This window comes from Pseudomonas songnenensis (assembly GCF_003696315.1).
GTDB classification, from domain to species: Bacteria; Pseudomonadota; Gammaproteobacteria; order Pseudomonadales; family Pseudomonadaceae; genus Stutzerimonas; species Stutzerimonas songnenensis.
The window spans coordinates 1-24,092 of the sequence record NZ_RFFN01000003.1; the positions used below are offsets into that span (position 1 = coordinate 1).

Sequence of the window (24,092 nt, forward strand, 5' to 3'; positions counted from 1 at the left end):
AACCGTTTATTTCAGTTTTGTTCAGGCTTCAGCGTTACACGAGCAAACGACTTCTTGCCGGCCTGGCAAACGTGGGTTGCGCCGAGCTGGAATACAAAACCACGATCCACAACCTGACCATCAACACGCACACCGCCAGAACCCAGCAAGTCACGAGCCACCGCGGCATTTTTAACAAGCGCAGCCTTGTTAAGCACCGACGCAATAGGCATACCCTGATCGGATGTGAGCTCGATTTCCGGGAGATCCTCCGGCAACTCCCCATCCTTCATACGATTGCCCGCCGAGCGATGCGCCGCAGCCGCAGCTTCTTCACCATGGAATCGCGCAACGATCTCCTCCGCCAGCTTGATCTTGATGTCGCGAGGGTTGGCCCCACGATCAACATCCGAACGAAGCTCGTCGATCTCGGCTTGCGAGCGGAAGCTGAGCAGCTCGAAGTACCGCCACATAAGTGCATCAGGAATCGATACGAGCTTGCTGTACATGACACCCGGCAGCTCCTGGATACCCACATAGTTGCCGAGAGACTTGGACATCTTCTTCACGCCGTCCAGCCCTTCAAGCAACGGCATCGTCACCACGCACTGGGATGCCTGCCCATATGCCCGCTGCAGCTCACGCCCCATAAGGAGGTTGAACTTCTGATCAGTTCCACCCAGCTCGATATCGGCTTTGAGCGCCACCGAGTCATACCCCTGCACCAACGGATACAAGAACTCATGGATCGCGATCGGCTGATTAGTCGAGTAACGCTTATGGAAGTCATCCCGCTCAAGCATGCGCGCAACGGTGTACTGAGAGGCCAGACGGATAAAGTCAGCAGGAGTCAGCTTGTCCATCCATGACGAGTTGAAAGCCACCTCGGTAAGAGCGGGATCAAGGATCTTAAAGACCTGCGCCTTGTACGTTTCTGCGTTCTCAAGCACCTGGTCGCGCGTCAGCGGTGGCCGTGTAGCACTTTTGCCACTTGGGTCACCAATCATCCCCGTGAAATCTCCTATAAGGAAGATCACTTGATGTCCCAGCTCCTGCAGCTGCCGCATCTTATTAATGAGCACGGTGTGCCCGAGATGAAGATCCGGGGCGGTAGGATCGAAGCCAGCCTTCACACGCAGAGGTTCGCCCCGCTCAAGCTTGGCGACCAATTCCGATTCGACGAGCACCTCATCAGCGCCCCGTTTGATCACCGACAGTTGCTCTTCAACCGACTTCATGGCAAGCCCTATACCATTATGAAAAGGCGACAACCTTACAAGATCGCTGGACGATTACAAGCCACAGCGTACCGACCAGCAGGTCAGCCGCAGCGAGGGTTGCCTCCGATGGGCTTTGCTTATATTTTAGACAGTTATTTCCCGTACAAAATAATGCCAGAAGCCCAATGATGCCTTCCAAATCAAAAGCTCCGAACTACCCAAAGAGCCATCTTCTGGCTGCGAGTGGTGTAGCTGCGCTGCTGAGCCTGGCGCTCCTCGTATTTCCATCACGCGAAGTCGAGGCCAAGAAGACTTTCATCGATCTCAAGCTTGAGACTTCTTCTGGGCAGATAATCACCGAGCCCGACCACAACGAGCCAAGCCTAGCCCAGTCTCCGTTCTCCTCCGCAAGCCAGCTTCAACCTTCCGCCGAAGCCCAGCATGAAGCTCCGCTGGAAGCGGATGCGGGCCAGGAGGCAAGCACTGCAGTGGATCCTCTGACAAAAGAGGTTGTGGTCGCCAATGGGGATACGCTATCGACCGTATTCGCTAAAGTTGGCTTGCCTCCGTCGGTGATGCACGCGGTACTTGCGAGCAGCCAAGATGCGAAACAACTGTCACGACTGAAGATTGGCCAGACCCTGGAATTCAAGCTGACCGAAGATGGCGAGCTGGCCAGCCTGCGCAGCAAACTCAGCAGCCTGGAAAGCTTGGCACTCGAGAGAACGGCCGATGGATATACGTTCAAGAAAGAGCAGATCAAACCAGAGGTGAGCTCCGTTTACGCCCGGGGCGAGATTGACAGCAGTCTTTTCCTAGCAGCAAAGCGTGCGGGCCTTAGCCATAACCTGACGATGGACCTGGCCAACGTGTTCGGTTACGACATCGACTTCGCCCTCGACATTCGAAAGGGCGATAGTTTCGAGGTCATCTATGAAGAGAAGACCGTTGACGGCAATCGTGTCGGGACAGGCAATATTCTCGCCGCTCGCTTTACCAACCGAGGCAAGACCTACTCCGCCGTTCGCTACACCAGCAAGGACGGCGCTACCAGTTACTACAATGCCGATGGCACCAGCATGCGCAAGGCGTTTATTCGTACGCCAGTGGATTTTGCGCGGATCAGCTCGCGCTTTTCCAACGGACGCAAGCACCCGATTCTGAACAAGATTCGCGCGCACAAGGGTGTCGATTATGCAGCACCGCATGGAACACCGATCAAAAGCGCCGGTGACGGCAAGGTTCTGCTCGCCGGTCGCAAAGGCGGCTATGGCAACACTGTGATTATCCAGCATGGCCAACGCTACCGTACCCTTTACGCACATATGCAGGGCTTCGCAAAAGGCGTGCGTAATGGCTCAACGGTGAAGCAGGGGCAAATCATTGGTTATATCGGCACAACAGGTCTATCCACCGGCCCGCATCTGCATTACGAATTTCAGGTTGATGGCGTGCATGTTGATCCGCTGGGATTGAAGCTGCCGATGGCCGACCCGATTGCGCAGAACGAGAAACAGCGCTTCATGCAGCTGAGCCAACCGCTAATGGCACGGATGGATGAAGAGAAAGCCACCATGCTGGCCCTGAACCAGCAATAAGCATGTCTCTTTATCTGGGAGTGATGTCTGGCACCAGTCTCGACGGTCTGGACATCGCTCTCATAGAGCAGGATACCCACACTCGCCTGATCGCTACGCGCTTTCAGGGTATGCCAGCCGCACTTCGCCAAGAGCTTTTGGCGCTCTGCTCGACCGGAGCGGATGAGTTGGCACGGGCGGCGATTGCCGAGCAACGCTGGGCTACATTGGCCGCCGAAACGATCAACCAGCTACTCGCCGACCAGCAACTGTCCCCGCAGGCAGTGCGCGCCATTGGCAGCCATGGGCAAACCGTACGCCATGAGCCCCAGCTTGGCTTCACCATTCAGATTGGTAACCCAGCCCTTTTGGCCGAGCTCACCGGCATCAGTGTCGTCAGTGATTTTCGCAGACGCGACGTTGCGGCCGGTGGCCAGGGCGCACCACTCGTTCCCGCGTTCCACGAATCCGTGTTTGGCAACAAGGAACGCATCCGCGCTGTTCTCAACATAGGCGGATTCAGCAACCTAAGCCTCCTGCATCCTGGTAGCCCCACCAACGGCTTCGATTGTGGCCCCGGCAACGTGCTCATGGATGCCTGGATCCAGCGCCATCGGAACCAGGCGTTCGACCGCAATGGCGACTGGGCGGCAAGTGGCTCGATCGACGAGGAGTTGTTGGTCAGGCTGCTGAGCGAGGGATTCTTTACGACTCAAGGACCAAAGAGCACCGGGCGAGAGCTGTTCAATCTGAGCTGGCTGGACAAACACCTTACGGAGCGTGGCCACCTCAGTCCCGAGAACGTCCAGGCGACGCTGCTGGAACTGACCGCCAAAAGCGTTGCCGATTCGCTGATGACTGCCCAAGCAGAGACACAGGACCTGCTTGTATGCGGCGGCGGAGCGCATAACATTGCCTTGATGCGGCGGCTGCAGGAATTGCTCCCCAACTGCGACGTAAGAGGTACGGATAGTGCGGGTGTGCCGCCAGACTGGGTGGAAGCGATGGCATTCGCGTGGCTGGCACACTGCTGCCTGGAGCGCATACCCGCCAACCGCCCAGCGGTCACCGGGGCGCGGGGTTATCGGATCCTCGGTGCAATCTATCCGGCCTAAGCGAAAACGCCGTGCATTGCACGGCGTGTCAGGAAGCGGAAACCGTCAGATCGAGAATGACTGACCACACCCACAAGTGGTCGTGGCATTCGGGTTCTTGATGACAAAACGGGAGCCTTCCAGGCCTTCCTGGTAATCGACCTCTGCGCCGGCCAGGTATTGATAGCTCATCGGATCGACTACGAGACTCACTCCCTCGCGCTCGATAATCGTATCGTCGTCGGCTACGTCCTCGTCGAACGTGAATCCATACTGAAAACCCGAGCAGCCGCCTCCAGTGACGAAGACGCGCAACTTCAAGCGAGGGTTGCCCTCCTCATCGACCAGGCTCTTCACCTTGCTCGCTGCCCCCTGACTGAACTGGATGGCGGTGGGCGTGAAGGATTCGACACTCATTCGGTTCTCCTGGCGTGAAACGCCCTACTGCATTGACGGTGCATTATCGGCTTTCCTGACAAAACCGGTCAACTATTAGACCGGCTGCTGTTAAATCAGCACGCCAATCAGGGCAGCAGCGCCACGTTGCCGAGCCCCAGTCTTTCGTCAAGGTCGAACAGGATATTCATGTTCTGGATCGCCTGACCAGATGCGCCTTTCACAAGGTTGTCGATTACCGACAACACCACTACCAGATCGCCACCTTGCGGACGGTGCACAGCGATACGACAGACATTGGCCCCACGAACGCTGCGCGTTTCGGGGTGGCTACCTGCCGGCATCACGTCTACGAAGGGCTCGTTGGCATAACGTTGCTCGTAGAGGTGTTGAAGGTCCACGGACTTATCTTCGACGGTGGCATACAGAGTCGCGTGAATCCCGCGGATCATCGGCGTCAAGTGAGGAACGAAAGTCAGTCCGATATCGCCGCGGGCGGCGCGACGCAGCCCCTGGCTGATCTCTGGCAAGTGGCGATGCCCTTTCACCGCATAGGCCATCATGCTTTCGCCCGCCTCGGTAAACAACGAACCGATCTTAGCCGCACGCCCAGCGCCGCTTACCCCGGACTTGCAATCTGCAATCAAGCGCGAGGCATCGGCCAGTCCGTTCTCGAGCAGCGGCAGGAAACCGAGCTGCGTGGCGGTGGGGTAGCAACCGGGAACGGCAATCAAGCGTGCCTTTCTGATCTGCTCGCGATTGACCTCCGGCAAGCCGTAAACGGCTTCCGGAAGCAGCTCGGGGGCACCATGGGCCTGGCCATACCATGTTGCCCACTCATCGGCATCCTGCAGACGAAAATCGGCAGACAGGTCGATCACCCGTGTTCCGGCTGCCAACAACTCACCGGCCAATGCATGGGCAACGCCATGGGGCGTGGCAAAGAACACGACATCACAAGCACCCAGCGTCGCAGCATCCGGGACGCTGAATGCGAGCTTGTCGTAGTGACCGCGCAGGTTCGGATACATGTCGGTGACTTTGACGCCATCCTCGGAGCGAGAGGTGATAACCCCCACCTCGGCCTGCGGATGCTGGGCAAGCAGGCGCAACAATTCGACGCCCGTATAGCCTGTGCCGCCAACGATACCGACCTTGATCATGACCTGCCCTCGAATGAACATGTAAAAGCGCGATGATAAAGCTGCTTGGCCCCGGGGCCAACCGGCGGGATGACGGAGGCGATCCCAGCCACTACTATCGACGCACTCTTCTTCCCAGGATTCAACTGATGCTCTATCTCTGGCTCAAAGCCTTGCACATCATCGCCATCGTCTGCTGGTTTGCCGGCCTGTTCTATCTGCCTCGTTTGTTTGTCTATCACGCAATGAGCGAGGATCAGCCTAGCCGCGAGCGTTTCAAGGTAATGGAACGCAAGCTTTATCGCGGCATTATGCTCCCATCGATGATTGCAACCCTCGTGTTCGGGATCTGGATGGTCATCCTCAACCCCGGCTTGTTCAGCACGGGTGGTTGGCTGCATGCCAAACTGGCCTTGGTGTTGGCGCTGGTCGGTTACCACCATGTGTGCGGCGCGCAACTGAAGCGCTTTGCACGAGATGAGAACCTCCGGGGGCACGTCTTCTATCGTTGGTTCAACGAAGTACCGGTACTCTTTCTGCTGGCCATCGTGATTCTCGTCGTCGTCAAACCGTTCTGAGCCAACGGCCCTGGCCAGGCTGCCGACAAACATTGTGTTATCCGCGTCCGAGTCCCGATCGATCGCAGTTGTGTCGAGCCGGCCAGGCTTCTAATCTGCACCATCATTTATTTGTGACATGGACGCCACATGCAGGAAGCCCAATTCAAGATCGTCTTCAATGGCGAACTGATGCCCGACATGCCAATCGATACGGTCAAATCGAACCTGGCAAGGCTGTTCAAGACAGAAACAAGCAAGGTCGAACGCCTATTCGGGGGTCAGGACGCGGTGATCAAAACCAGGCTCAGCCAGCAGGAGGCCGATAAGTACCTTGCCGCGCTTCACCGTGCGGGGGCGAAGGCCCGCAAGGAGCCGGAGTGCGTCGTGCCCGCGCTGAGCCTGGTGCAAACGGACGAAGAGCGGACAGCTGCGGAGTCGGAACGACCTGCCACCGTCATGACCTGCCCGAAATGCGGACACACGCAGGGCCAGTCCAGCGAATGCTCGGCGTGCGGCATCATTATTGAAAAGTACTTGGCCCGTCAGGCGCAGCTTCGTGACGCTCCTGCAATGCAAAGCAGAAGCACAGGCCTGTCTCCTTACGCGCCGCCATCTGCAGACGTTAATGAAACCATGCCGCTCTACGGCGAGCTAAAGCCGCTTTCGATCACTGGACGCATCGGCCGACTGCGTTACCTGGCATGGTCGCTGGTAGTCATGCTTACAGCGGTGGGCTTGTTCGCGATAGCGGCGATGGTCATGCCGATCTCCAGCACGCTGGGATTTGTTTGTATGGCCGTGGTCGGCATTGGAATGCTGGTAGTGAGTGTCCAGATTGGTATCCAGCGCTTGCATGATTTTGGTTGGTCCGGCTGGCTGATCCTGCTCAACCTGGTTCCGTTACTGGGCAGCCTTTTTCCCTTCTTCATGCTGCTTATGCCGGGAAACCGGGAGGTCAACCGCTACGGCTCACCTCCACCGCCCAACAGCCGCTCGGTGAAGGTGCTCGCCGCGTTGTGGCTGTTGCTGATCATCTTCGGCCTGGTAGCGGCTTTGACCGTCCCGGCGCTGGTGGACATGCGCCGCGGAGCCGCCCTCTAACCTCTCATCCGAACCCGGCTCAATCGGCTTGCACAGTGCGCCCTTGAGCCCATGCGCGCAACGCCTCCAAACGCTCGGCCATGACGATCGACAGCGGAGATGTTGCTCGAATGCACTCGAGCAACATTGGCTGATCGACCTGCCGCTGCTGAGCCTGCGCGGCATACACAGCACTCACAACAACCTGCTCGATTTCGGCGCCAGAGAAACCGCTGGAAGCCTCTGCCAGCAACGTCACGCCCAGATCATCAGGCCGTAACTCGCGACGCGCCAGGTGAATACGGAAGATTTCTGCACGCGTCGTATCGTCTGGCAAGTCGACAAAGAACAGCTCGTCAAAACGGCCCTTGCGCAACAGCTCCGGCGGAAGCCGATCGATCGCATTCGCCGTGGCAACCATGAATACCGGGGCCGAACGTTCGGCCATCCAGGTCAGCAGCGTACCGAGCACCCGCTGACTGACACCACCATCCATATCGCCCGTCGCCAAGCCTTTTTCGATCTCGTCCATCCACAACACACAAGGCGCCATCTGCTCGGCCAACATCAGCGCCTCACGCAGATTGCGTTCGGTTTCGCCGAAATACTTGTTGTAGAGACAGGCAAAGTCGAGCCGCAGCAATGGCAACCCCCACAGCCCTGCTACGGCCTTGGCGGCGAGACTCTTGCCGCCGCCCTGCACCCCAACCAGCATCACGCCCCGCGGCACATCATCGCCCCGCCCGTTCAAAAATGCCCCCTGCCGCTCCGCCAGCCAACGCTTGAAATTGGCCAGTCCGCCCACCTCGGCAAAACGAGCGGTCTGATACTCGAAGCTCAGCACGCCATCGAGATCCAGCATCTGGAACTTCGCTCGATTAAGCTCGGGCAGATCCTCCTGGGTAATGGCACCGTCATCGCAGATCACGTTGCGCGCCAGCGCCCGCGCTTCAGCGTGACTGAGGCCACGCAGGTTTTTTACAACCTGCTGCAGGGTTCGATTGTCCGTGCGTACACGGGCGCCGCAATTGCGCTCGCTCCATAGAGTGGCCTCTTCACGAACGATGGCAAGCAGCTCCTCCTCTGCTGGTAGCGAAAGGCTGAAGCGTGCCGCATAACGCTGGACCTCCGGCGGAAGCTTGAGCGCATGCGAGACCAATACCAGGGTCGGCGCAGTGGATGCTTCTCGCATCGCGACATCCTTGAGCAGTCTCACCAGCTTCGGCTCGCTGAGAAACGGATGAAGATCGCAGAACACATACAGGTTTGCTCGGAGGTCATGCTTGACCAGCTTCAGCGCAACCTCTGGGGAACAACTGTCTTCGCCACCCTGCTGCTCGCCGTCGAACCCCAGGTGACGCAACCCGTCAGTCGCAGACCACACGTACAAGCCCAGCCCTTGGCGTACGGCGAGCCCGGTCAGGGTCTCAAGCACCCTCCGCTCATCCCATGACTCGACCATCACCAGCTTGACCCGCGAATCCAGAACCAACGCGAGATCATGTATATCGTTCTTCACCCAACCTCCTTGTACGCTCAACGGCGCATAATCGCCCTGATACACTGTGTGACCGAGTCTCCCGTGGAGAACAGTCATGGATTGCTTGTTCTGCAAGATCGTGTGTGGGGATATACCCGCACGCAAGTTCTGTGAGGACGATCAGGTTATCGCTTTCCACGACATTTCCGCGCAGGCACCGGTGCACTTTCTGGTCCTTCCTAAGAAGCACATCGCCACGCTGAATGATCTGAGCGAAGAGAACGACAAGCTGCTGGCCGGGCATATCCTCGTCACCGCCCAGAGGCTGGCACGAGAACAAGGCTGTCAGGATGGCTTCCGCGTGGTGATGAATTGCAACGACCTCGGCGGCCAGACCGTCCATCATATTCACATGCACGTACTCGGGCAGCGACAGATGCATTGGCCGCCAGGCTGAGCCACCACCCCCAGCCCTGCAGCCCAGCAACCTGCCAGCGGTCCAATCTTGTTCCGGAGGACACATGACCAGCCAACGCCACTATTCCCCAGCCGACCGCTTGCTGATGCAAGCCGATGCGGCATTGCGAACCCTGCTGCCCTTCAGCGGGCAGCCCGCACGGCCATCGCCGGCCGTACTGAAGAACGAGACCGAACTCAGCGAAAGCGAAACCCGTCATGTCGCGGGTCTGATGCGCATCAACCACACCGGTGAAGTCTGCGCTCAGGCGCTATATCAGGGGCAGGCTCTGACGGCCCGCCTGCCACAGGTGCGTCAGGCCATGGAACAAGCGGCGGATGAGGAGATCGACCACCTCGCATGGTGCGAGCAGCGCATTCGCCAACTCGGCAGCCACACCAGCGTGCTCAACCCCCTGTTCTATGGGCTGTCGTTCGGTATCGGGGCGTCCGCGGGACTGATCAGCGATCGCATCAGTCTGGGCTTCGTCGCCGCGACAGAAGATCAGGTATGCAAGCACCTGGACGATCACCTCAGCCAACTGCCGGCAGAAGACGAAAAATCCCGCGCCATTCTCGAACAGATGCGTGAGGACGAAGCACAGCACTCGACCGCCGCCATCGCGGCCGGCGGCCTGCGCTTCCCTGCGCCGATCAAGTTCGGCATGAGCCTGGTATCGAAGGTCATGACCAAGGCGACATATCGCATCTGACCATTGAAAAGGGCGCCAAGGCGCCCTTTCTGGTGATCTCGCGATGTCTGGTGACGGCTTGGCGCAATGCGCGACAGCCTGTGCGTCGCTTAGCCGAATTCGACAATCTCGTAGGCGTGGGTAATGTCGATACCGGCACGACCAAGCATGATGGAAGCCGAACAGTACTTCTCGGCCGACAGCTCGACGGCCCGCTTCACTTGCGCATCCTTCAGGGCTCGACCTTTGACGACGAAACGCAGGTGGATCTTGGTAAATACCTTGGGGTCCTCGGTAGCGCGTTCGGCCTCGACAAAGACCTCGCAACTGTCTACCGCCTGGCGCGACTTCTTCAGAATGCTGACCACGTCGAAGTTGCTGCAGCCGCCCAAGCCCAGCAGAAGCATCTCCATGGGGCGCACGCCGAGGTTGCGGCCACCGCTCTCGGGCGGGCCATCCATAACGACCACATGGCCGCTGCCGGATTCGCCAAGAAACATGGCACCGTCGACCCATTGAATGCGCGCTTTCATCGCCAACTCCAATAAAAACAGGATCGATAGCTTAACATGGGCATTCAAACCGGCCGCGACCACGCACGCGACTAAAGGTGCGTTGACCCGCACGTTTCGGTTGTCGCACCTTTGCAGCCGGTCTACCCAGGTCTGTTAAGCTGACGAAAGCTGAATGACAGCCACATATAACAATAATCAGCCTTTATTTGAGTACTTATCCGGGACCCACAGCATGGTAGCTATCACACTTACGCCCAAGATAAAGAATATCGACAAGTTGCTCGCGCACTGCCATAGACGGCGGTACACAGCAAAAAGCACGATCATCTATGCAGGCGACCGTTGCGAGTCGCTCTTCTTCATCGTCAAAGGCTCGGTCACGATTCTTATTGAAGACGATGACGGGCGCGAAATGATCATCGCCTACCTGAACGCCGGCGACTTCTTCGGAGAGATGGGGCTTTTCGAAAAGGAAGGAACGGAAAAGGAACGCAGCGCCTGGGTTCGCGCCAAGACCGAGTGCGAAGTTGCCGAGCTGAGCTATGCAAAGTTCCGCGAACTGACCCAGCAGGACCCGGACATCCTTTACGCACTCGGCAGCCAGATGGCCGAGCGTCTGCGCAATACCACCCGCAAAGTCGGCGACCTGGCCTTCCTGGACGTCACCGGCCGTGTCGCGCGCACCCTGCTGGACCTGTGCAAGCAGCCCGACGCCATGACCCATCCGGACGGCATGCAGATCAAGATCACCCGCCAGGAAATCGGCCGCATTGTCGGCTGCTCCCGCGAGATGGTCGGCCGGGTACTCAAGAGTCTGGAAGCTCAGGGTCTCGTCTACGTCAAAGGCAAGACCATGGTGGTATTCGGTACTCGCTGATCGTGTTCAGCCCGCTGCCTGTCAAACGCGGCGAGCGGGCGGTCACTCCGGATCGGCAACGACAGGAGCCACGCGGCCACGTGAACGATCAGGGTAGAACAGGCGCTGCAGTTCCACGCCTGGCTGTTCGGCACGCATGAATGCCTCGCCCACCAGAAACGCATAGACCTGATTGATCTCCATCAGCTCGACATCGGCACGATTGAAGATCCCGCTCTCGGTCACCACCAGCCGCTCCTTTGGAACCCGTGGCAACAGATCCAAGGTGGTTTCCAGATTGACTTCGAAGGTATGCAGGTTGCGGTTGTTGATACCCACCAGCGGTGTTTCCAGACGCAGCGCACGTTCGAGTTCGGCAGCGTCGTGCACCTCTACCAGCACGTCCAGCCCCTGCTCCTTCGCTACTGCCGCCAGCTCGTGCATGCGCGCATCATCCAGTGCCGCGACGATCAGCAGAATGCAGTCGGCGCCAAGCGCTCGCGCCTCGACCACCTGATACGGGTCGATCATGAAATCCTTGCGGATAACCGGCAGCGAGCACGCTGCCCGCGCCTGCTGCAGGTATTCATCGGCGCCCTGAAAGAAATCGATATCGGTCAGCACTGACAGGCAAGCAGCGCCTCCAGCCTCGTAGCTCGCGGCAATCTCGGCGGGCAGAAACGGATCGCGAATAACCCCCTTGCTTGGCGAAGCCTTCTTCACCTCGGCGATGACGGCCGGCTCCTTGCTGCGTACCCGACGCTCCAGCGCCGCGGCGAAGCCGCGTACCGGATCGGCAACAGCCGCCCGCTGCTCGAGCTCGCTCAACGCGACCTGGCGACTGCGCTGGGCAACCTCCTCGAACTTGCGAGCGATGATCTTTTCCAGCACGGTCGGCACGCTCATTTCTGGTTCTCCTGCTTGAACACTGCGGTGAAGGACACCAGTTCCTCCAGCTTGTCACGCGCCAGCCCGGTGCTGAGCGCGTCATGGGCCATCTCGACACCCTGCTTCAGGCTGCTCGCCAGATCGGCTGCGTAGAGCGCAGCGCCAGCATTGAGCACGATCATGTCGGCAGCCTTCTGACCGTTCTCGCTCTGCCGACGGCCTAGCGCATCACGGATCAAGGCCAGCGAACCCTGTGCATCCTCGACGTTCAGACCGATCAGGCTCTGGCTCTTGATGCCGAAGTCTTCCGGCTGAACGCTGTATTCGCGGATTTCACCGTCTTTCAGCTCGGCGACATGCGTCGGCGCCGCCAGGCTGATTTCATCCAGCCCATCCTGCGCATGCACCACCAGCACATGCTTGCTGCCCAGCCGCGCCAGCACTTCGGCCATCGGCCGGCACAACGCCTTGCTGAACACGCCAAGCACCTGATGACGGACGCCGGCCGGGTTGGCCATGGGGCCGAGGATATTGAACAGGGTACGCAGGCCGAGTTCGCGGCGAGGGCCAGCTGCGTGCTTCATGGCGCCATGATGGGCCGGGGCGAACATGAAGCCGACGCCCACGGTATCGACGCTGCGCGCCACCTGCTCGGGCGTCAGGTCGAGAAAGACCCCGGCCGCCTCGAGCAGGTCGGCGCTGCCGCTCTTGCCGGATACCGCGCGGTTACCGTGCTTGGCGACCTTGCCGCCAGCGGCCGCAACGACGAACGAGGCAGCAGTGGACACGTTGAAGATATTCATCCCGTCGCCACCGGTGCCACAGGTGTCGACCAGCTTGTCGGTATCGAAACGCACCGGAGCGGCCAGCTCGCGCATGACCTGCACGGCGCCGACGATCTCGTCGATGGTTTCGCTCTTCATGCGCATGCCCATGAGGAACGCACCGACCTGCGCGTCTGTGCACTGACCGGTCATGATCTGGCGCATCACCGCCTGCATCTCTTCGGTGGTCAGGTCGAGCTGACCGACGATGCGGTTGAGGGCTTCCTTGATATCCATCAGCGCACACCTCCGGTCTGCTTCAGAAAATTCGCGAACAGCTCATGGCCCTGTTCAGTGAGGATCGATTCGGGGTGGAACTGCACGCCCTCGATGTTCAGTGTCTTGTGGCGCAAGCCCATGATTTCGTCGACCGTGCCATCGTCCAGCTGGGTCCAGGCGGTGATCTCCAGACAGTCGGGTAGCGTTTCGCGCTTGACCACCAGCGAGTGGTAACGGGTGACGGTCAGCGGATTGTTGAGCCCGGCGAACACACCCTGATCATGGTGAAACACCGGGCTGGTCTTGCCGTGCATGGCCTGACGGGCGCGCACCACATCGCCACCGAAGGCCTGACCAATGCTCTGGTGGCCGAGGCAGACGCCGAGAATCGGCAACTTGTCGGCGAAATGACGAATCAGCTCCAGCGACACGCCGGCCTCGTTCGGCGTGCACGGGCCGGGCGAGACGACGATACGCTCCGGATTCAGCGCTTCGATTTCGGCCACGCTCAGTTCGTCGTTGCGCACCACTTTCACGTCAGCGCCCAGTTCGCCGAGGTACTGCACGACGTTGTAGGTAAAGGAATCGTAGTTATCCAGCATCAACAGCATGATCAGTTCTCCTGCTGGTCGCGTTCGGCCAGGGCCACCGCACGGAACATGGCGCGGCGCTTGTTCAGCGTCTCTTCCCATTCGAGCGCCGGCTGCGAGTCGGCGACGATACCGGCACCGGCCTGCACGTGCAGCTCGCCGTCCTTGATCACCGCAGTACGGATGGCGATGGCGGTGTCCATGTTGCCGTTCCAGGCGAGATAGCCGACGGCGCCGCCGTAGACACCACGCTTGACCGGCTCCAGCTCATCGATGATTTCCATGGCGCGGATCTTCGGTGCACCCGAGAGCGTGCCGGCCGGCAGGATCGCGCGCAGCGCGTCCATCGCCGTCAACGGTGCCTTGAGCTGACCGGTGACGTTGGAAACGATGTGCATGACATTCGAATAGCGCTCGATGACCATCTTCTCGGTCAACCGCACCGTGCCGGTCTCGGCGACACGACCGACGTCGTTGCGGCCCAGGTCGATCAGCATCAGGTGTTCAGCAAGCTCCTTGGCATCGCTGAGCAGGTCCTGCTCCAGCGCCAGATCAGCTTCTTCGTTGGCACCGCGTGGACGGGTGCCGGCGATGGGGCGGACCGTGACCAGGCCTTCCTCGACCCGCACCAGCACTTCCGGCGACGACCCCACCACGTGGAAGTCGCCGAAGTTGAAGAAGTACATGTAGGGCGTCGGGTTGAAGCAACGCAGCGCGCGGTAGAGATCGATCGGCGCTGCCTTGAACGGGATCGACATGCGCTGGGAAATCACCACCTGCATGCAGTCGCCGGCAAGGATGTAGTCCTTGATGCGGTTGACCGCCTGCTCGTAATCCTCGCGGCTGAAGCTGGAGCGGAAGGTCGGTTCGGCACCGTTGCTCTTTTCGAAATCCAGGCCCAGGCGCGGCGTGATCGACTGGCGCAGCTTCGCCCGCAGCGCCTGCAGGCGGGCCTGACCTGCCTCGTAGGCTTCCGCCTGCGAAGGGTCGACCAGCACGATGCAGTGCAGCTTGCCGGCGAGGTTGTCGAACACCACCACGGCGTCGGAAACCATCAGCAGGATATCCGGTGTGCCCAGCGGATCCGGGTTGGGGCAATTGCCCAGTTTGCGCTCGACATAGCGCACGCTGTCGTAGCCGAAGTAGCCGACCAGCCCGCCATTGAAGCGCGGCAGGCCTTCGACCGGCGCGACGCGGTAGCGCTGCTGGAAGGATTCGACGAAGGCCAGCGGATCTTCGACCTCGCAGGCCTCGGTCTCGATGCCATCGGTGGCCACGCTGATGCGGTGATCCTGCACGCGCAGTACCGTGCGGCATGGCAGGCCAATGATCGAATAGCGCCCCCACTTCTCGCCGCCCTGAACGGATTCGAGCAGATAGGAGTTCGGCGCATCGGCCAGTTTCAGGTACAGCGACAGCGGCGTGTCGAAGTCGGCAAGGGTTTCGAATGACAGGGGGATGCGGTTATGGCCTTCGGCGGCCAAACGCAGGAATTCTTCGCGGGTCATGTCAGCCTCGTGGTCTGAGGAGGGTTCGAACGAACAACGGCAAACGCGCCGGCCTGGCCGGCAGGAAAAAGTCAGGCGCGCCAGCGCCAACGGGCCAGGGCCTTGATGACTGTCATCCATTGTCTGCGGGTGAGCACCACGAGCGGATCTCTTCGGTGGGTCAGAAAGAGTCCGGCCACACTAGCGCAGCCCCGGAGCCGAAGCAACCAGCTCGCGCAGGTCGTCGAGCACCAGCGCCGGCTGCTCATCCGCGATGGGCTCGCCGTGGTTGTAGCCGTAGGTAAGCGCGACACAGCGTACTGTCGCGGCCTTGGCAGCCCGTACGTCGTTGAGTGAGTCACCGACGAATAGCGATTCGCCGGGCGCAACGCCCGCCTTGTCCATCACCCAGAACAGCGCCGCCGGATCGGGTTTCTGCTGCGGCAAGGTATCGCCGCCGACCAGCCAACCGAAGTAACCGGCCAGCCCCTTTTCCTCCAGCAGCGGTTCGATGAACTGCGCCGGTTTGTTGGTGATGATCGCAAGCTTCACCTCACGCTCGCGCAGCCAGTCCAGGCATTCACGAACGCCCGGATAGACAGCGGTCAGCTCGTGGCCGCCGGCGTAGGCCTGCATGAACAGCGCCAGCGCCTCGTCGGCCAACTCGTCGCCTACGCCGTCATGCTCCAGCCGATCGGCCAAGGCGCGACGCACCAGCACGCGCGAGCCATTGCCGACCCAGTCGCGTACCCGCTCGATGCCGACGGGCTCGCGACCGAGCAGCATCAGCATCTTGTCCACTGCGGCCGCCAGGTCCGGTACCGAGTCCATCAGGGTGCCGTCCAGATCGAACATCACCAGCCGTGGCAGCGTGCCGTCGAACAGTTGCTCCAGGCGGGTCATGGACGGGCCAGCGCCAGCTCGGCGCGCATCTGGTCGATCACCGCCTTGTAGTCCGGCTGGTTGAAGATCGCCGAGCCGGCGACGAAGGTGTCGGCGCCGGCTGCGGCGATCTCGCGGATGTTCTTCGGATTGACGCCGCCATCGATCTCCAGGCGAATCTCGCGGCCACTGGCGTCGATCAGCGCACGCGCTTCACGCAGCTTGTCGAGAGTATTGGGGATGAACTTCTGCCCGCCGAAACCGGGGTTGACGCTCATCAGCAGGACCATGTCGACCTTGTCCATCACGTACTTGAGCACGTCCAGCGGTGTCGCCGGGTTGAACACCAGGCCAGCCTTGGCGCCGCCGTCCTTGATCAGCTGCAGCGAACGGTCGATGTGCTCCGAGGCTTCCGGGTGGAAGGTGATGTAGCTGGCACCGGCTTCGAGGAAATCGCCGATCATGCGATCCACCGGCTTGACCATCAGGTGCACGTCGATGGGCGCGGTGACGCCATGCTTGCGCAGCGCCGAGCAGACCATCGGGCCGATGGTGAGGTTGGGCACGTAGTGGTTGTCCATCACGTCGAAATGGACGATGTCGGCGCCGGCGGCCAGCACGTTGTCCACTTCCTCGCCCAGGCGGGCGAAATTGGCGGAAAGAATCGAAGGGGCGATGGCGAACGGCTGCATGACGACCTCGGGTAGCACGGCAAGATGCCGCGCATTGTACCCGAGGGGTCAGGGTTGCGGCGCGCCTGACATCCGCCACGAATGCCGGCGCGCCAGGTCGGATCAGGTCAGCTCGTCGAAGCACTCGCCAATGATGGCCAGGCCGCGCTCGAGCAGCTCGTCTTCGACGGTCAGCGGCACCAGCACCCGCAGCACGTTGTAGTAAGTGCCACAGGACAGCAGGATCAGCCCCTTGTCCCGCGCCCGGGCGACGATCTGCGACGTGAGCGCCGCGGCCGGTCGCGCCAGGTCGCCATCCTCGAACAGCTCGATGGCGATCATCGCACCGAGCCCGCGCACCTCGCCGATCTCCTTGTGCTTGGCCTGGATCGCCTTGAGGCCGGTGGTCAGCCTCTCGGCTACCGCCTTGCAGCGGTCGAGCAGCTGCTCCTCCTCGAAGATTTCCATGACCGCCAGCGCCGCTGCGCAGGACAGCGGATTGCCGGCGTAAGTGCCGCCCAGCCCGCCGGGCGCGATGGCATCCATGATCTCGGCCTTGCCGCACACGCCGGCGATCGGGAAGCCACCACCGACGGATTTGGCGAAGGTGGTCAGGTCGGCGACCACGCCCATCTGCTCCATGGCGAAGAAGGTGCCGGTGCGCCCGGCGCCGGTCTGCACCTCGTCGGCGATCAGCAGGATGCCGTGCTCGTCGCAGAGCGCGCGCAAACGGGCCATGAAGGCCTTCGGCGCGACGTTGAAGCCACCCTCGCCCTGCACCGGCTCGATGATGATCGCGGCGATGTCGCGTGGCTCGGCGTCGTTCTTGAAGATGCGCTCGATGCTCGCGATCGAGTCATCGACGCTGACGCCATGAATCGCGCAGGGATACAGCGCACGGAAGATGCCGCCGGGCATCAGGCCCATGCCCGCCGAATAAGGCACGACCTTGCCGGTCAGGCCGAGGGTCATCATGGTGCGGCCGTGATAGGCGCCAGTGAAGGCAATCACGCCGGCACGGCCGGTGGCGGCGCGGGCGATCTTCACCGCGTTCTCTACGGCCTCGGAGCCGGTGGTGACCAGCAGGGTCTTTTTGGCGAAATCACCCGGCACCCGCGCGTTGATCTTCTCGCACAGCTCGACGTACGGCTCATAGGCCAGCACCTGGAAGCAGGTGTGGGTGAGCTTGTGCAGCTGGTCTTCCACCGCCTTGACGATCTTCGGGTGCAGGTGGCCGGTATTCAGCACGGCGATGCCGCCGGCGAAATCGATGAACTCGCGGCCCTCCACATCCACCACGCTGCTGTTCTTCGCGTGGTCGGCAAAGATCGGGTGGATCTGGCCGACGCCACGGGGAACGGCGGCGACACGGCGTTGCATCAGCGATTCGTTGGTCTTGCTCATAAGCTCCTCGGTAGCCGCTCATCGTCGGCACGGGTCATGAAGAACGCCAGGAAGCGGGTGCGGCAGCATACGATGATCGACTGCCGCACCCTCCGGAGCGTTCGGATTACAGTAAAACTCCGTGCATTATTTTGCACGCCTGATTTGAGCAGCTTGGTCAGATGCCGCCCAGGCACAGGTATTTGATTTCCACGTATTCATCCAGGCCGTACTTCGAGCCTTCACGGCCGAGGCCCGATGCCTTCATCCCGCCGAACGGCGCCACCTCGGTGGAGATCACCCCAGTGTTGATGCCGACCATGCCGTACTCCAGCGCCTCGGCGACACGGAACACCCGACTCAGGTCGCGTGCGTAGAAGTAGGCGGCGAGGCCGAACTCGGTGTCGTTGGCCTGGCGGATCACCTCGGCCTCATCGTGGAAGCGGAACAGCGGCGCCAGCGGCCCAAAGGTTTCCTCGCGCGCCACGGCCATCTCGGCGGTGACGCCGCCCACCAGCGTCGGCTCGAAGAAGTTGCCACCCAAGGCATGGGGTTTGCCGCCGACCAGCAGGGCGGCGCCCTTGGCGAGGGCGTCCTGCAGATGGCGCTGCACCTTGGCCACGGCCGCGGCGTCGATCAGCGGACCGGTGGTCACGCCCTCCTCCGCTCCGTTGCCGACCTTCAGCCGCGCGACCGCCGCGGAGAATTTGTCGACGAAGGCGTCGTAGATGCCGTCCTGCACGTAGATGCGGTTGGCACAGACGCAGGTCTGCCCGGCGTTGCGGTACTTGGAGATCATCGCGCCCTCGACCGCCGCGTCCAGATCGGCATCATCGAAGACGATAAAGGGTGCGTTGCCGCCCAGCTCCAGGGAGAGCTTCTTCAGCGTCGGCGCGCACTGTTGCATCAGCTTGATGCCCACCGCCGTCGAGCCGGTGAACGAGAGCTTGCGCACCACCGGGTTTTCACAGAGCTCGGCGCCTACTTCGCGGGACATGGCGGCATCGGCGGTGATCACGCTGAACAGCCCCGCCGGGATGCCCGCACGCTCGGCCAGTACGGCCAGCGCCAGTGCCGAGAACGGTGTCTGCGGAGCCGGCTTCAGCACCATGGCACAGCCCGCGGCGAGGGCCGGGCCGGCCTTGCGGGTGATCATCGCGCTGGGGAAATTCCACGGCGTGATCGCCGCGGTGACACCGACCGGCTCCTTCTGCACCAGGATGCGCTTGTCGCCGGCGTGGGCCGGGATCACGTCGCCGTAGAGGCGCTTGCCCTCCTCCGCGAACCACTCGAGGAAGGATGCGGCGTAGGCCACTTCGCCGCGTGCCTCGACCAGCGGCTTGCCCTGTTCGGCGGTCATGATCCGCGCCAGGTCTTCCTGGTTCTCCAGCGTCAGCTCGTACCAGCGCCGCAGGCGCGCGGCGCGCTCCTTCGCAGTCAGCGCGCGCCAGGCCGGCTGGGCTGCCTGCGCGGCTTCGATGGCGCGGCGGGTTTCGCCGCGGCCCATGTTCGGCACGGCGCCGATCAACTCGCCGGTGGCCGGATTGAAGATCTCGGTGCGCGCGCCACTGTCGGCCTCGCACCATTCGCCGTTGAGATAGGCCGTTTGGCGCAACAGATCGGGTTGCCCAAGTTGCAGAGTCATGTGCGTATTCCGTCAGGCAGGTTGTTGGGTGCGCAGCTTCTCGGCGCGGCCTCGCAGCCACTCCAGGGTCAGCAACAGAGCGATGGAGAAGCCGATCAGCAGCGTCGCCGCGGCGGCGATGGTCGGGCTGAGGTTTTCGCGGATGCCGCTGAACATCTGCCGCGGCAGGGTGATCTGCTCGGGGCCGGCGAGGAACAGCGTCACCACCACTTCATCGAACGAGGTGGCGAAGGCGAACAGCGCGCCGGAAATCACCCCCGGCGCAATCAGCGGCAGGGTCACCCGGAAGAACGCCGTCAGCGGCGAGGCGCCAAGGCTCGCCGCGGCGCGCACCAGGTTGTAGTTGAAGCCCTGCAGCGTCGCCGACACCGTGATGATCACGAAGGGCACGCCAAGCACCGCGTGCACGAGGATCAGCGACAGGTAGCTGTTGCCCATGCCCAGCGGGGCAAAGAACAGGTAGCTGGCCACACCGATGATCACCACCGGCACCACCATCGGCGAGATCAGCACCGTCATCAGCAGCGCCTTGCCGCGAAATTCCGCGCGGGTCAGGCCGACCGCCGCCAGGGTGCCGAGCACCACGGCGAGAAAGGTCGCGGCGGGCGCGATAAGCAGGCTGTTCTTCAGCGAGCGCATCCAGTCCGCCGAGGTGAACAGCGCCTCGTACCAGCGCAGCGAGAAGCCCTGCAGCGGATAGACCAGGAACGAGCCGGAGTTGAACGACAGCGGCACGATGACCAGCACTGGCACGATCAGAAACAGCAGCACCAGCGCGCAGAGGATGCGCAGCGCGTAGTACCAGGCCCGCTCGACGGGCGACATATAGGGGCTCAGCATGAACGGTTCTCCTGCCCGGCATGAAGACTCTGAAAAGGCGGCCGCGCCGCGACGTGCGTCATCTCAACCCAGCCGCAGGCGGCTGGCACCGACCAGCCAGCTGTAGATGACGTACAGCAGCATGGTGGCGAGCAGCAGCAGACCGCCCAGCGCCGTGGCCATGCCCCAGTTGATGGTGGTGTTGGTGTAGAAAGCGACGAAGTAGCTGACCATCTGGTCGTTCGGGCTGCCGAGCAGCGCCGGGGTGATGTAGTAGCCGATGGCGATGATGAACACCAACAGGCTGCCGGCACCGACACCGGCCAGCGTCTGCGGGAAGTACACCCGCCAGAAGCTGGCGAACGGGTGACAGCCTAGTGACACCGCCGCACGCATGTAGCTCGGCGAGATGTTCTTCATCACGCTGTAGATCGGCAGGATCATGAACGGCAGCAGGATATGCACCATGGCGATGTACACGCCGGTGCGGTTGAACACCAGCTGCAGCGGCTCGTCGATCAGGCCCATCTTGAGCAGCGCGCCGTTGATCAGCCCGCCCGACTGCAGCAGCACGATCCACGCCGCCACGCGCACCAGAATCGAGGTCCAGAAGGGCAGCAGCACCAGGATCATCAGCAGGTTGCTCTGCCGCGCCGGCAGGTTGGCCAGGAGATAGGCCAGCGGATAGGCCAGCAGCAGGCAGATCACCGTGATCACCAGGCCCATCCAGAAGGTCCGGGCGAAGATGTCCAGGTACACCGCCTGATCCGGCGAGACCTTGGCCAGCTCACCCAGCTCGTCGATGCGGTGATCCAGCGCCGCCAGCAGGTAATAACCGGTCACCGCACTGTCGTTACGCTGGATGATCTGCCAGAACGCCGGATCGCCCCAGCGCTCGTCGAGCGACTCCAGTGCCTCCTGATACGACGCGGGCGTCTCGCGGAACGGCAGCGCCCGCGCGGTCTTGGTCAGCAGGCTGCGATAGCCGGCCAGCTCCATGTTCAGCCGCTTGGACAGATCGCCCAGGCTCTGTTCACGGCGCGCCTGATACAGATCCTCGGCCAACGCCTGGTAGGCGGGCTCGGCCGGCAATCCGCGACCATCCCATGCGGCCAGCGCCGCCAGCGTGCGCGGCAGCGTGTTCACCACCTCGGGGTTCTCGACACTGCGCCAGAGCAGCGAGGCGATGGGCACCAGGAAGGTCAGCAGCACGAACAGCAGCAGCGGCAGGATCAGCGCCTGCGACTTGAGCTTGTTCACCCGTTCGGCCCGTGCCAGTCGCTGTTTCAGATTGGGCTCGGCGATCTCGTTCGCCGGCAGGGATATTGCTGTGGCCATGAAGACTCCGCGATTCGTTCCGATAGCTGGGACCGGCCCCGCCCATGCGGCGGGGCTCCAGGGTCAGCGTGCTGCCCAGGCGTTGAAACGCTGTTCGAGCTGTTCGCCGTAGTCGGCCCAGAAGGTCACGTCCATCGCCACCTGGTCGGCGATGTTCTCCGGCGCGGTGGGCATCTGTGCCAGGCGCTTTTCATCCAGCAACGACACGGCCTGGGTGTTCGCCGGGCCGTAGGCGATGTTCTCGGAATAAGCCTTCTGCTGCTGCGGCTCGACGGTGAAGGCGATGAACTTGCGTGCCTGCTCCTGGCTCTTGGCGCCCTTGGGGATGGCCCAGGAATCGAAGTCGTAGATGCCGCCGCTCCAGACGATCTGCAGGTTGCTCTCGTTCTGCACGGCAGCGATGCGGCCGTTGTAGGCGCTGCTCATCACCACGTCGCCGGAGGCGAGGAACTGCGGCGGCTGCGCGCCGGCTTCCCACCACTGGATATGCGGCTTGAGCTGATCGAGCTTCCTGAAGGCGCGGTTCTGGCCGTCCTTGGTAGCCAGTACCTTGTAGACGTCCTTGACCGGCACACCGTCGGCCATTAGTGCGAACTCAAGGGTGTACTTGGCGCCCTTGCGCAGGCCGCGCTTGCCGGGGAATTTCTCGGTATCCCAGAAATCCGCCCAGTTCGCCGGTGCGCTTTTCAGCTTGTCGGCGTTGTAGGCCAGCACCGTCGACCAGACGAAGAAGCCAACGCCGCAGGGCTGGATCGCGCCTTCGACGAAGTCGTCCGGATTGCCGACGAGGCCCGGGTCGAGCTCCTCGAACAGCCCTTCGTCGCAACCACGGGACAGCTCCGGCGACTCCACTTCCACCAGGTTCCACGACACGCTGTTGGTGTCGACCATCGCCTTGACCTTGGCCATTTCGCCGTTGTATTCGCCGGCGACGATGCGGCCGTGACCGGCGGCTTCCCAAGGCTGATAGAAGGCCTTGACCTGGGCCTGCTTGTTGGCGCCGCCGAAGCTCACCGCGGTGAGGCTGTTGGCAGTGGCTTGACCGGCGCAGACGAGCCCGAGCGCCAGCGCGGACAGTTTCAGGTAGTTGCTCATACCAGTTCGCTCCTTGATGCAGTTGTTTGGGTTTCTTGTTCGCTTCGCTTCAAGCCGCCTGCAGTGGATCGAGCGCGCGAACGTGCTCGACATGCCAGCCGATCGGGACCACGTCGCCGACGCGCAGGGCGCTGTCGAACTCGGCGATCGGCTGCTTGACGAAGAAATCGCTGACGCCGCAGACCTCGAGGCGGATGCGGATGTGGTCGCCCAGGTAGATGAACTCGGCAACGCGCCCGGTGAAGCGGTTCGGGCAGTTGGCACTGGCACCGTTGAGCAGCACCCGCTCCGGGCGGATCGACAGGCTGACCGGCGCTCCCGCCGCACCGACGTTGACGGCCAGCGCCTCGACGGTTTCGCCGCGGCCGAGCTTGACCGTGCAGCTGTCGCCACGCCGGTCGAGCAGATGTGCCGGCAGACGGTTGTTCTCGCCAAGGAAGTTGGCGACGAAGGTGTTCACCGGCTTTTCGTACAGGGTGCGCGGGTCTTCGATCTGCTGGATCTGGCCCTGATGGAACACTGCTACCCGATCGGACATGGTCAGCGCCTCGCCCTGATCGTGGGTGACGTACACCACGGTGACGCCGAGGCGTTCGTGCAGGTGCTTGATCTCCATCTGCATCTGCTCGCGCAACTGCTTGTCCAGTGCGCCCAGGGGTTCGTCCATCAGCACCAGCTGCGGTTCGAACACCAGCGCGCGGGCCAGTGCCACGCGCTGTTGCTGGCCGCCGGAGAGCTGCGCCGGATAGCGGTTGCGAAAGCCCTCCAGCTGGACCATCGCCAGGGCGCGCTTGACCCGTTCCTTGATGTCCGGCTTGGCCATGCCGCGCACGCTGAGGGGGAACGCCAGGTTTTCCGACACGGTCATGTGCGGGAACAGCGCGTAGTTCTGGAACACCATGCCCATGTCGCGCTTGTGCGGCGGCACGTTGTTGATCGCCCGGCCATCGAGGAGGATTTCCCCCGCGGTGGGCGTCTCGAAGCCGGCCAGCATCATCAGGCTGGTGGTTTTGCCCGAGCCGGACGGCCCGAGCAGGGTGAGGAATTCGCCGCGGCGGATGTCCAGATTCAGATCCCTGACGATCAGCGACTCACCGTCATAGCTCTTCTGGATGCCGCGAAAGCTCACCAGGATATCGTTCGCCGTTGACTCGACCATGCTGCTGCACCTGCGTAACCGTTGAACCGTGGCCACAGCGTAGAA

Annotated in this window: 24 protein-coding genes; 7 read left to right on the forward strand and 17 right to left on the reverse strand. The window is 61.8% G+C overall.

The genetic code is table 11. The features are described 5' to 3' along the window. Nucleotides 1–11: 11 nt before the first annotated feature. On the reverse strand, nt 12–1,217 hold the full coding sequence (tyrS, locus tag EA798_RS08670; RefSeq protein WP_122098686.1) for a tyrosine--tRNA ligase: 1,206 nt from the start codon (nt 1,215–1,217) through the stop codon (nt 12–14). A gap of 167 nt (nt 1,218–1,384) precedes the next feature. On the opposite strand from tyrS, the gene EA798_RS08675 reads away from it, so the two are divergent. Further along, nucleotides 1,385–2,797, forward strand: coding sequence for a peptidoglycan DD-metalloendopeptidase family protein (locus EA798_RS08675; RefSeq protein ID WP_122098687.1), 1,413 nt, complete (start codon nt 1,385–1,387; stop codon nt 2,795–2,797). A gap of 2 nt (nt 2,798–2,799) precedes the next feature. Continuing rightward, the gene (locus EA798_RS08680; protein WP_122098688.1) at nt 2,800–3,891 is read left to right on the forward strand and encodes an anhydro-N-acetylmuramic acid kinase; all 1,092 of its coding nucleotides are present in this window, start codon (nt 2,800–2,802) and stop codon (nt 3,889–3,891) included. Nucleotides 3,892–3,936: 45 nt separating this feature from the next. On the opposite strand, the gene erpA is transcribed toward EA798_RS08680, so the two are convergent. Beyond that, the gene (erpA, locus tag EA798_RS08685) at nt 3,937–4,287 is read right to left on the reverse strand and encodes an iron-sulfur cluster insertion protein ErpA (RefSeq protein WP_003285497.1); all 351 of its coding nucleotides are present in this window, start codon (nt 4,285–4,287) and stop codon (nt 3,937–3,939) included. 107 nt (nt 4,288–4,394) lie between these two features. Then, on the reverse strand, nt 4,395–5,429 hold the full coding sequence (gene argC / locus EA798_RS08690; RefSeq protein WP_122099114.1) for an N-acetyl-gamma-glutamyl-phosphate reductase: 1,035 nt from the start codon (nt 5,427–5,429) through the stop codon (nt 4,395–4,397). 128 nt (nt 5,430–5,557) lie between these two features. On the opposite strand from argC, the gene hemJ reads away from it, so the two are divergent. Both hemJ and EA798_RS08700 read left to right on the forward strand, forming a co-directional pair. Continuing rightward, on the forward strand, nt 5,558–5,986 hold the full coding sequence (hemJ, locus tag EA798_RS08695; RefSeq protein ID WP_106155930.1) for a protoporphyrinogen oxidase HemJ: 429 nt from the start codon (nt 5,558–5,560) through the stop codon (nt 5,984–5,986). Nucleotides 5,987–6,115: 129 nt separating this feature from the next. Further along, nucleotides 6,116–7,069 carry a DUF805 domain-containing protein gene (locus EA798_RS08700; protein ID WP_122098689.1) on the forward strand — a complete coding sequence of 318 codons (954 nt, stop codon included), beginning with the start codon at nt 6,116–6,118 and terminating at the stop codon, nt 7,067–7,069. Nucleotides 7,070–7,088: 19 nt separating this feature from the next. Here EA798_RS08700 and EA798_RS08705 read toward each other — a convergent pair whose 3' ends face one another. Next, nucleotides 7,089–8,567 (reverse strand): AAA family ATPase, encoded by a 1,479-nt coding sequence (locus tag EA798_RS08705; protein ID WP_122098690.1) that lies wholly within the window; start codon nt 8,565–8,567, stop codon nt 7,089–7,091. 76 nt (nt 8,568–8,643) lie between these two features. On the opposite strand from EA798_RS08705, the gene EA798_RS08710 reads away from it, so the two are divergent. Together EA798_RS08710 and coq7 are read left to right on the forward strand one after the other, a co-directional pair. After that, entirely contained in the window at nt 8,644–8,985 is a 342-nt protein-coding gene (locus EA798_RS08710) for a histidine triad nucleotide-binding protein (protein ID WP_122098691.1), read from the forward strand. A 64-nt stretch (nt 8,986–9,049) separates the two neighbouring features. Continuing rightward, nucleotides 9,050–9,697 carry a 2-polyprenyl-3-methyl-6-methoxy-1,4-benzoquinone monooxygenase gene (coq7, locus tag EA798_RS08715; protein ID WP_122098692.1) on the forward strand — a complete coding sequence of 216 codons (648 nt, stop codon included), beginning with the start codon at nt 9,050–9,052 and terminating at the stop codon, nt 9,695–9,697. Between the two features lie 89 nt (nt 9,698–9,786). Here the strand turns inward: coq7 and EA798_RS08720 are convergent, their stop codons facing one another. After that, nucleotides 9,787–10,209, reverse strand: a complete 423-nt coding sequence (locus EA798_RS08720) for an OsmC family protein (protein ID WP_122098693.1) — start codon at nt 10,207–10,209, stop codon at nt 9,787–9,789. Between the two features lie 214 nt (nt 10,210–10,423). Between EA798_RS08720 and crp the strand changes: the two genes are divergently transcribed. Next, entirely contained in the window at nt 10,424–11,068 is a 645-nt protein-coding gene (crp, locus tag EA798_RS08725; RefSeq protein WP_122098694.1) for a cAMP-activated global transcriptional regulator CRP, read from the forward strand. A 42-nt stretch (nt 11,069–11,110) separates the two neighbouring features. Here the strand turns inward: crp and trpC are convergent, their stop codons facing one another. The 12 genes from trpC to EA798_RS08785 all read right to left on the reverse strand — a co-directional run bounded on the left by trpC (nt 11,111) and on the right by EA798_RS08785 (nt 24,047). Beyond that, on the reverse strand, nt 11,111–11,953 hold the full coding sequence (trpC, locus tag EA798_RS08730; protein WP_106155937.1) for an indole-3-glycerol phosphate synthase TrpC: 843 nt from the start codon (nt 11,951–11,953) through the stop codon (nt 11,111–11,113). Continuing rightward, on the reverse strand, nt 11,950–12,996 hold the full coding sequence (gene trpD / locus EA798_RS08735; RefSeq protein ID WP_106155938.1) for an anthranilate phosphoribosyltransferase: 1,047 nt from the start codon (nt 12,994–12,996) through the stop codon (nt 11,950–11,952). Before trpD ends, trpC begins: the two co-directional genes overlap by 4 nt. Next, complete coding sequence (locus tag EA798_RS08740; RefSeq protein WP_122098695.1) at nt 12,996–13,589, reverse strand: aminodeoxychorismate/anthranilate synthase component II; 594 nt, start codon at nt 13,587–13,589, stop codon at nt 12,996–12,998. Before EA798_RS08740 ends, trpD begins: the two co-directional genes overlap by 1 nt. 2 nt (nt 13,590–13,591) lie before the next feature. Continuing rightward, entirely contained in the window at nt 13,592–15,076 is a 1,485-nt protein-coding gene (gene trpE, locus EA798_RS08745; RefSeq protein WP_122098696.1) for an anthranilate synthase component I, read from the reverse strand. A 180-nt stretch (nt 15,077–15,256) separates the two neighbouring features. After that, a complete protein-coding gene (locus EA798_RS08750) occupies nt 15,257–15,958 on the reverse strand; it encodes a phosphoglycolate phosphatase (RefSeq protein ID WP_122098697.1) in 702 nt (233 codons plus the stop codon). Beyond that, nucleotides 15,955–16,629, reverse strand: coding sequence for a ribulose-phosphate 3-epimerase (gene rpe / locus EA798_RS08755; RefSeq protein ID WP_015278319.1), 675 nt, complete (start codon nt 16,627–16,629; stop codon nt 15,955–15,957). The genes EA798_RS08750 and rpe overlap by 4 nt, the downstream gene beginning before the upstream one ends. 102 nt (nt 16,630–16,731) lie before the next feature. Continuing rightward, complete coding sequence (gene gabT, locus EA798_RS08760; RefSeq protein ID WP_122098698.1) at nt 16,732–18,012, reverse strand: 4-aminobutyrate--2-oxoglutarate transaminase; 1,281 nt, start codon at nt 18,010–18,012, stop codon at nt 16,732–16,734. 157 nt (nt 18,013–18,169) lie between these two features. Then, entirely contained in the window at nt 18,170–19,630 is a 1,461-nt protein-coding gene (gene gabD, locus EA798_RS08765) for an NADP-dependent succinate-semialdehyde dehydrogenase (RefSeq protein WP_276330362.1), read from the reverse strand. Between the two features lie 18 nt (nt 19,631–19,648). Then, the gene (locus EA798_RS08770) at nt 19,649–20,476 is read right to left on the reverse strand and encodes an ABC transporter permease (protein ID WP_063539666.1); all 828 of its coding nucleotides are present in this window, start codon (nt 20,474–20,476) and stop codon (nt 19,649–19,651) included. A gap of 63 nt (nt 20,477–20,539) precedes the next feature. Beyond that, entirely contained in the window at nt 20,540–21,793 is a 1,254-nt protein-coding gene (locus EA798_RS08775) for an ABC transporter permease (RefSeq protein WP_122098700.1), read from the reverse strand. Between the two features lie 63 nt (nt 21,794–21,856). Continuing rightward, the gene (locus EA798_RS08780) at nt 21,857–22,888 is read right to left on the reverse strand and encodes an ABC transporter substrate-binding protein (protein ID WP_122098701.1); all 1,032 of its coding nucleotides are present in this window, start codon (nt 22,886–22,888) and stop codon (nt 21,857–21,859) included. Nucleotides 22,889–22,937: 49 nt separating this feature from the next. Continuing rightward, entirely contained in the window at nt 22,938–24,047 is a 1,110-nt protein-coding gene (locus EA798_RS08785) for an ABC transporter ATP-binding protein (RefSeq protein WP_122098702.1), read from the reverse strand. Nucleotides 24,048–24,092: the final 45 nt, after the last annotated feature.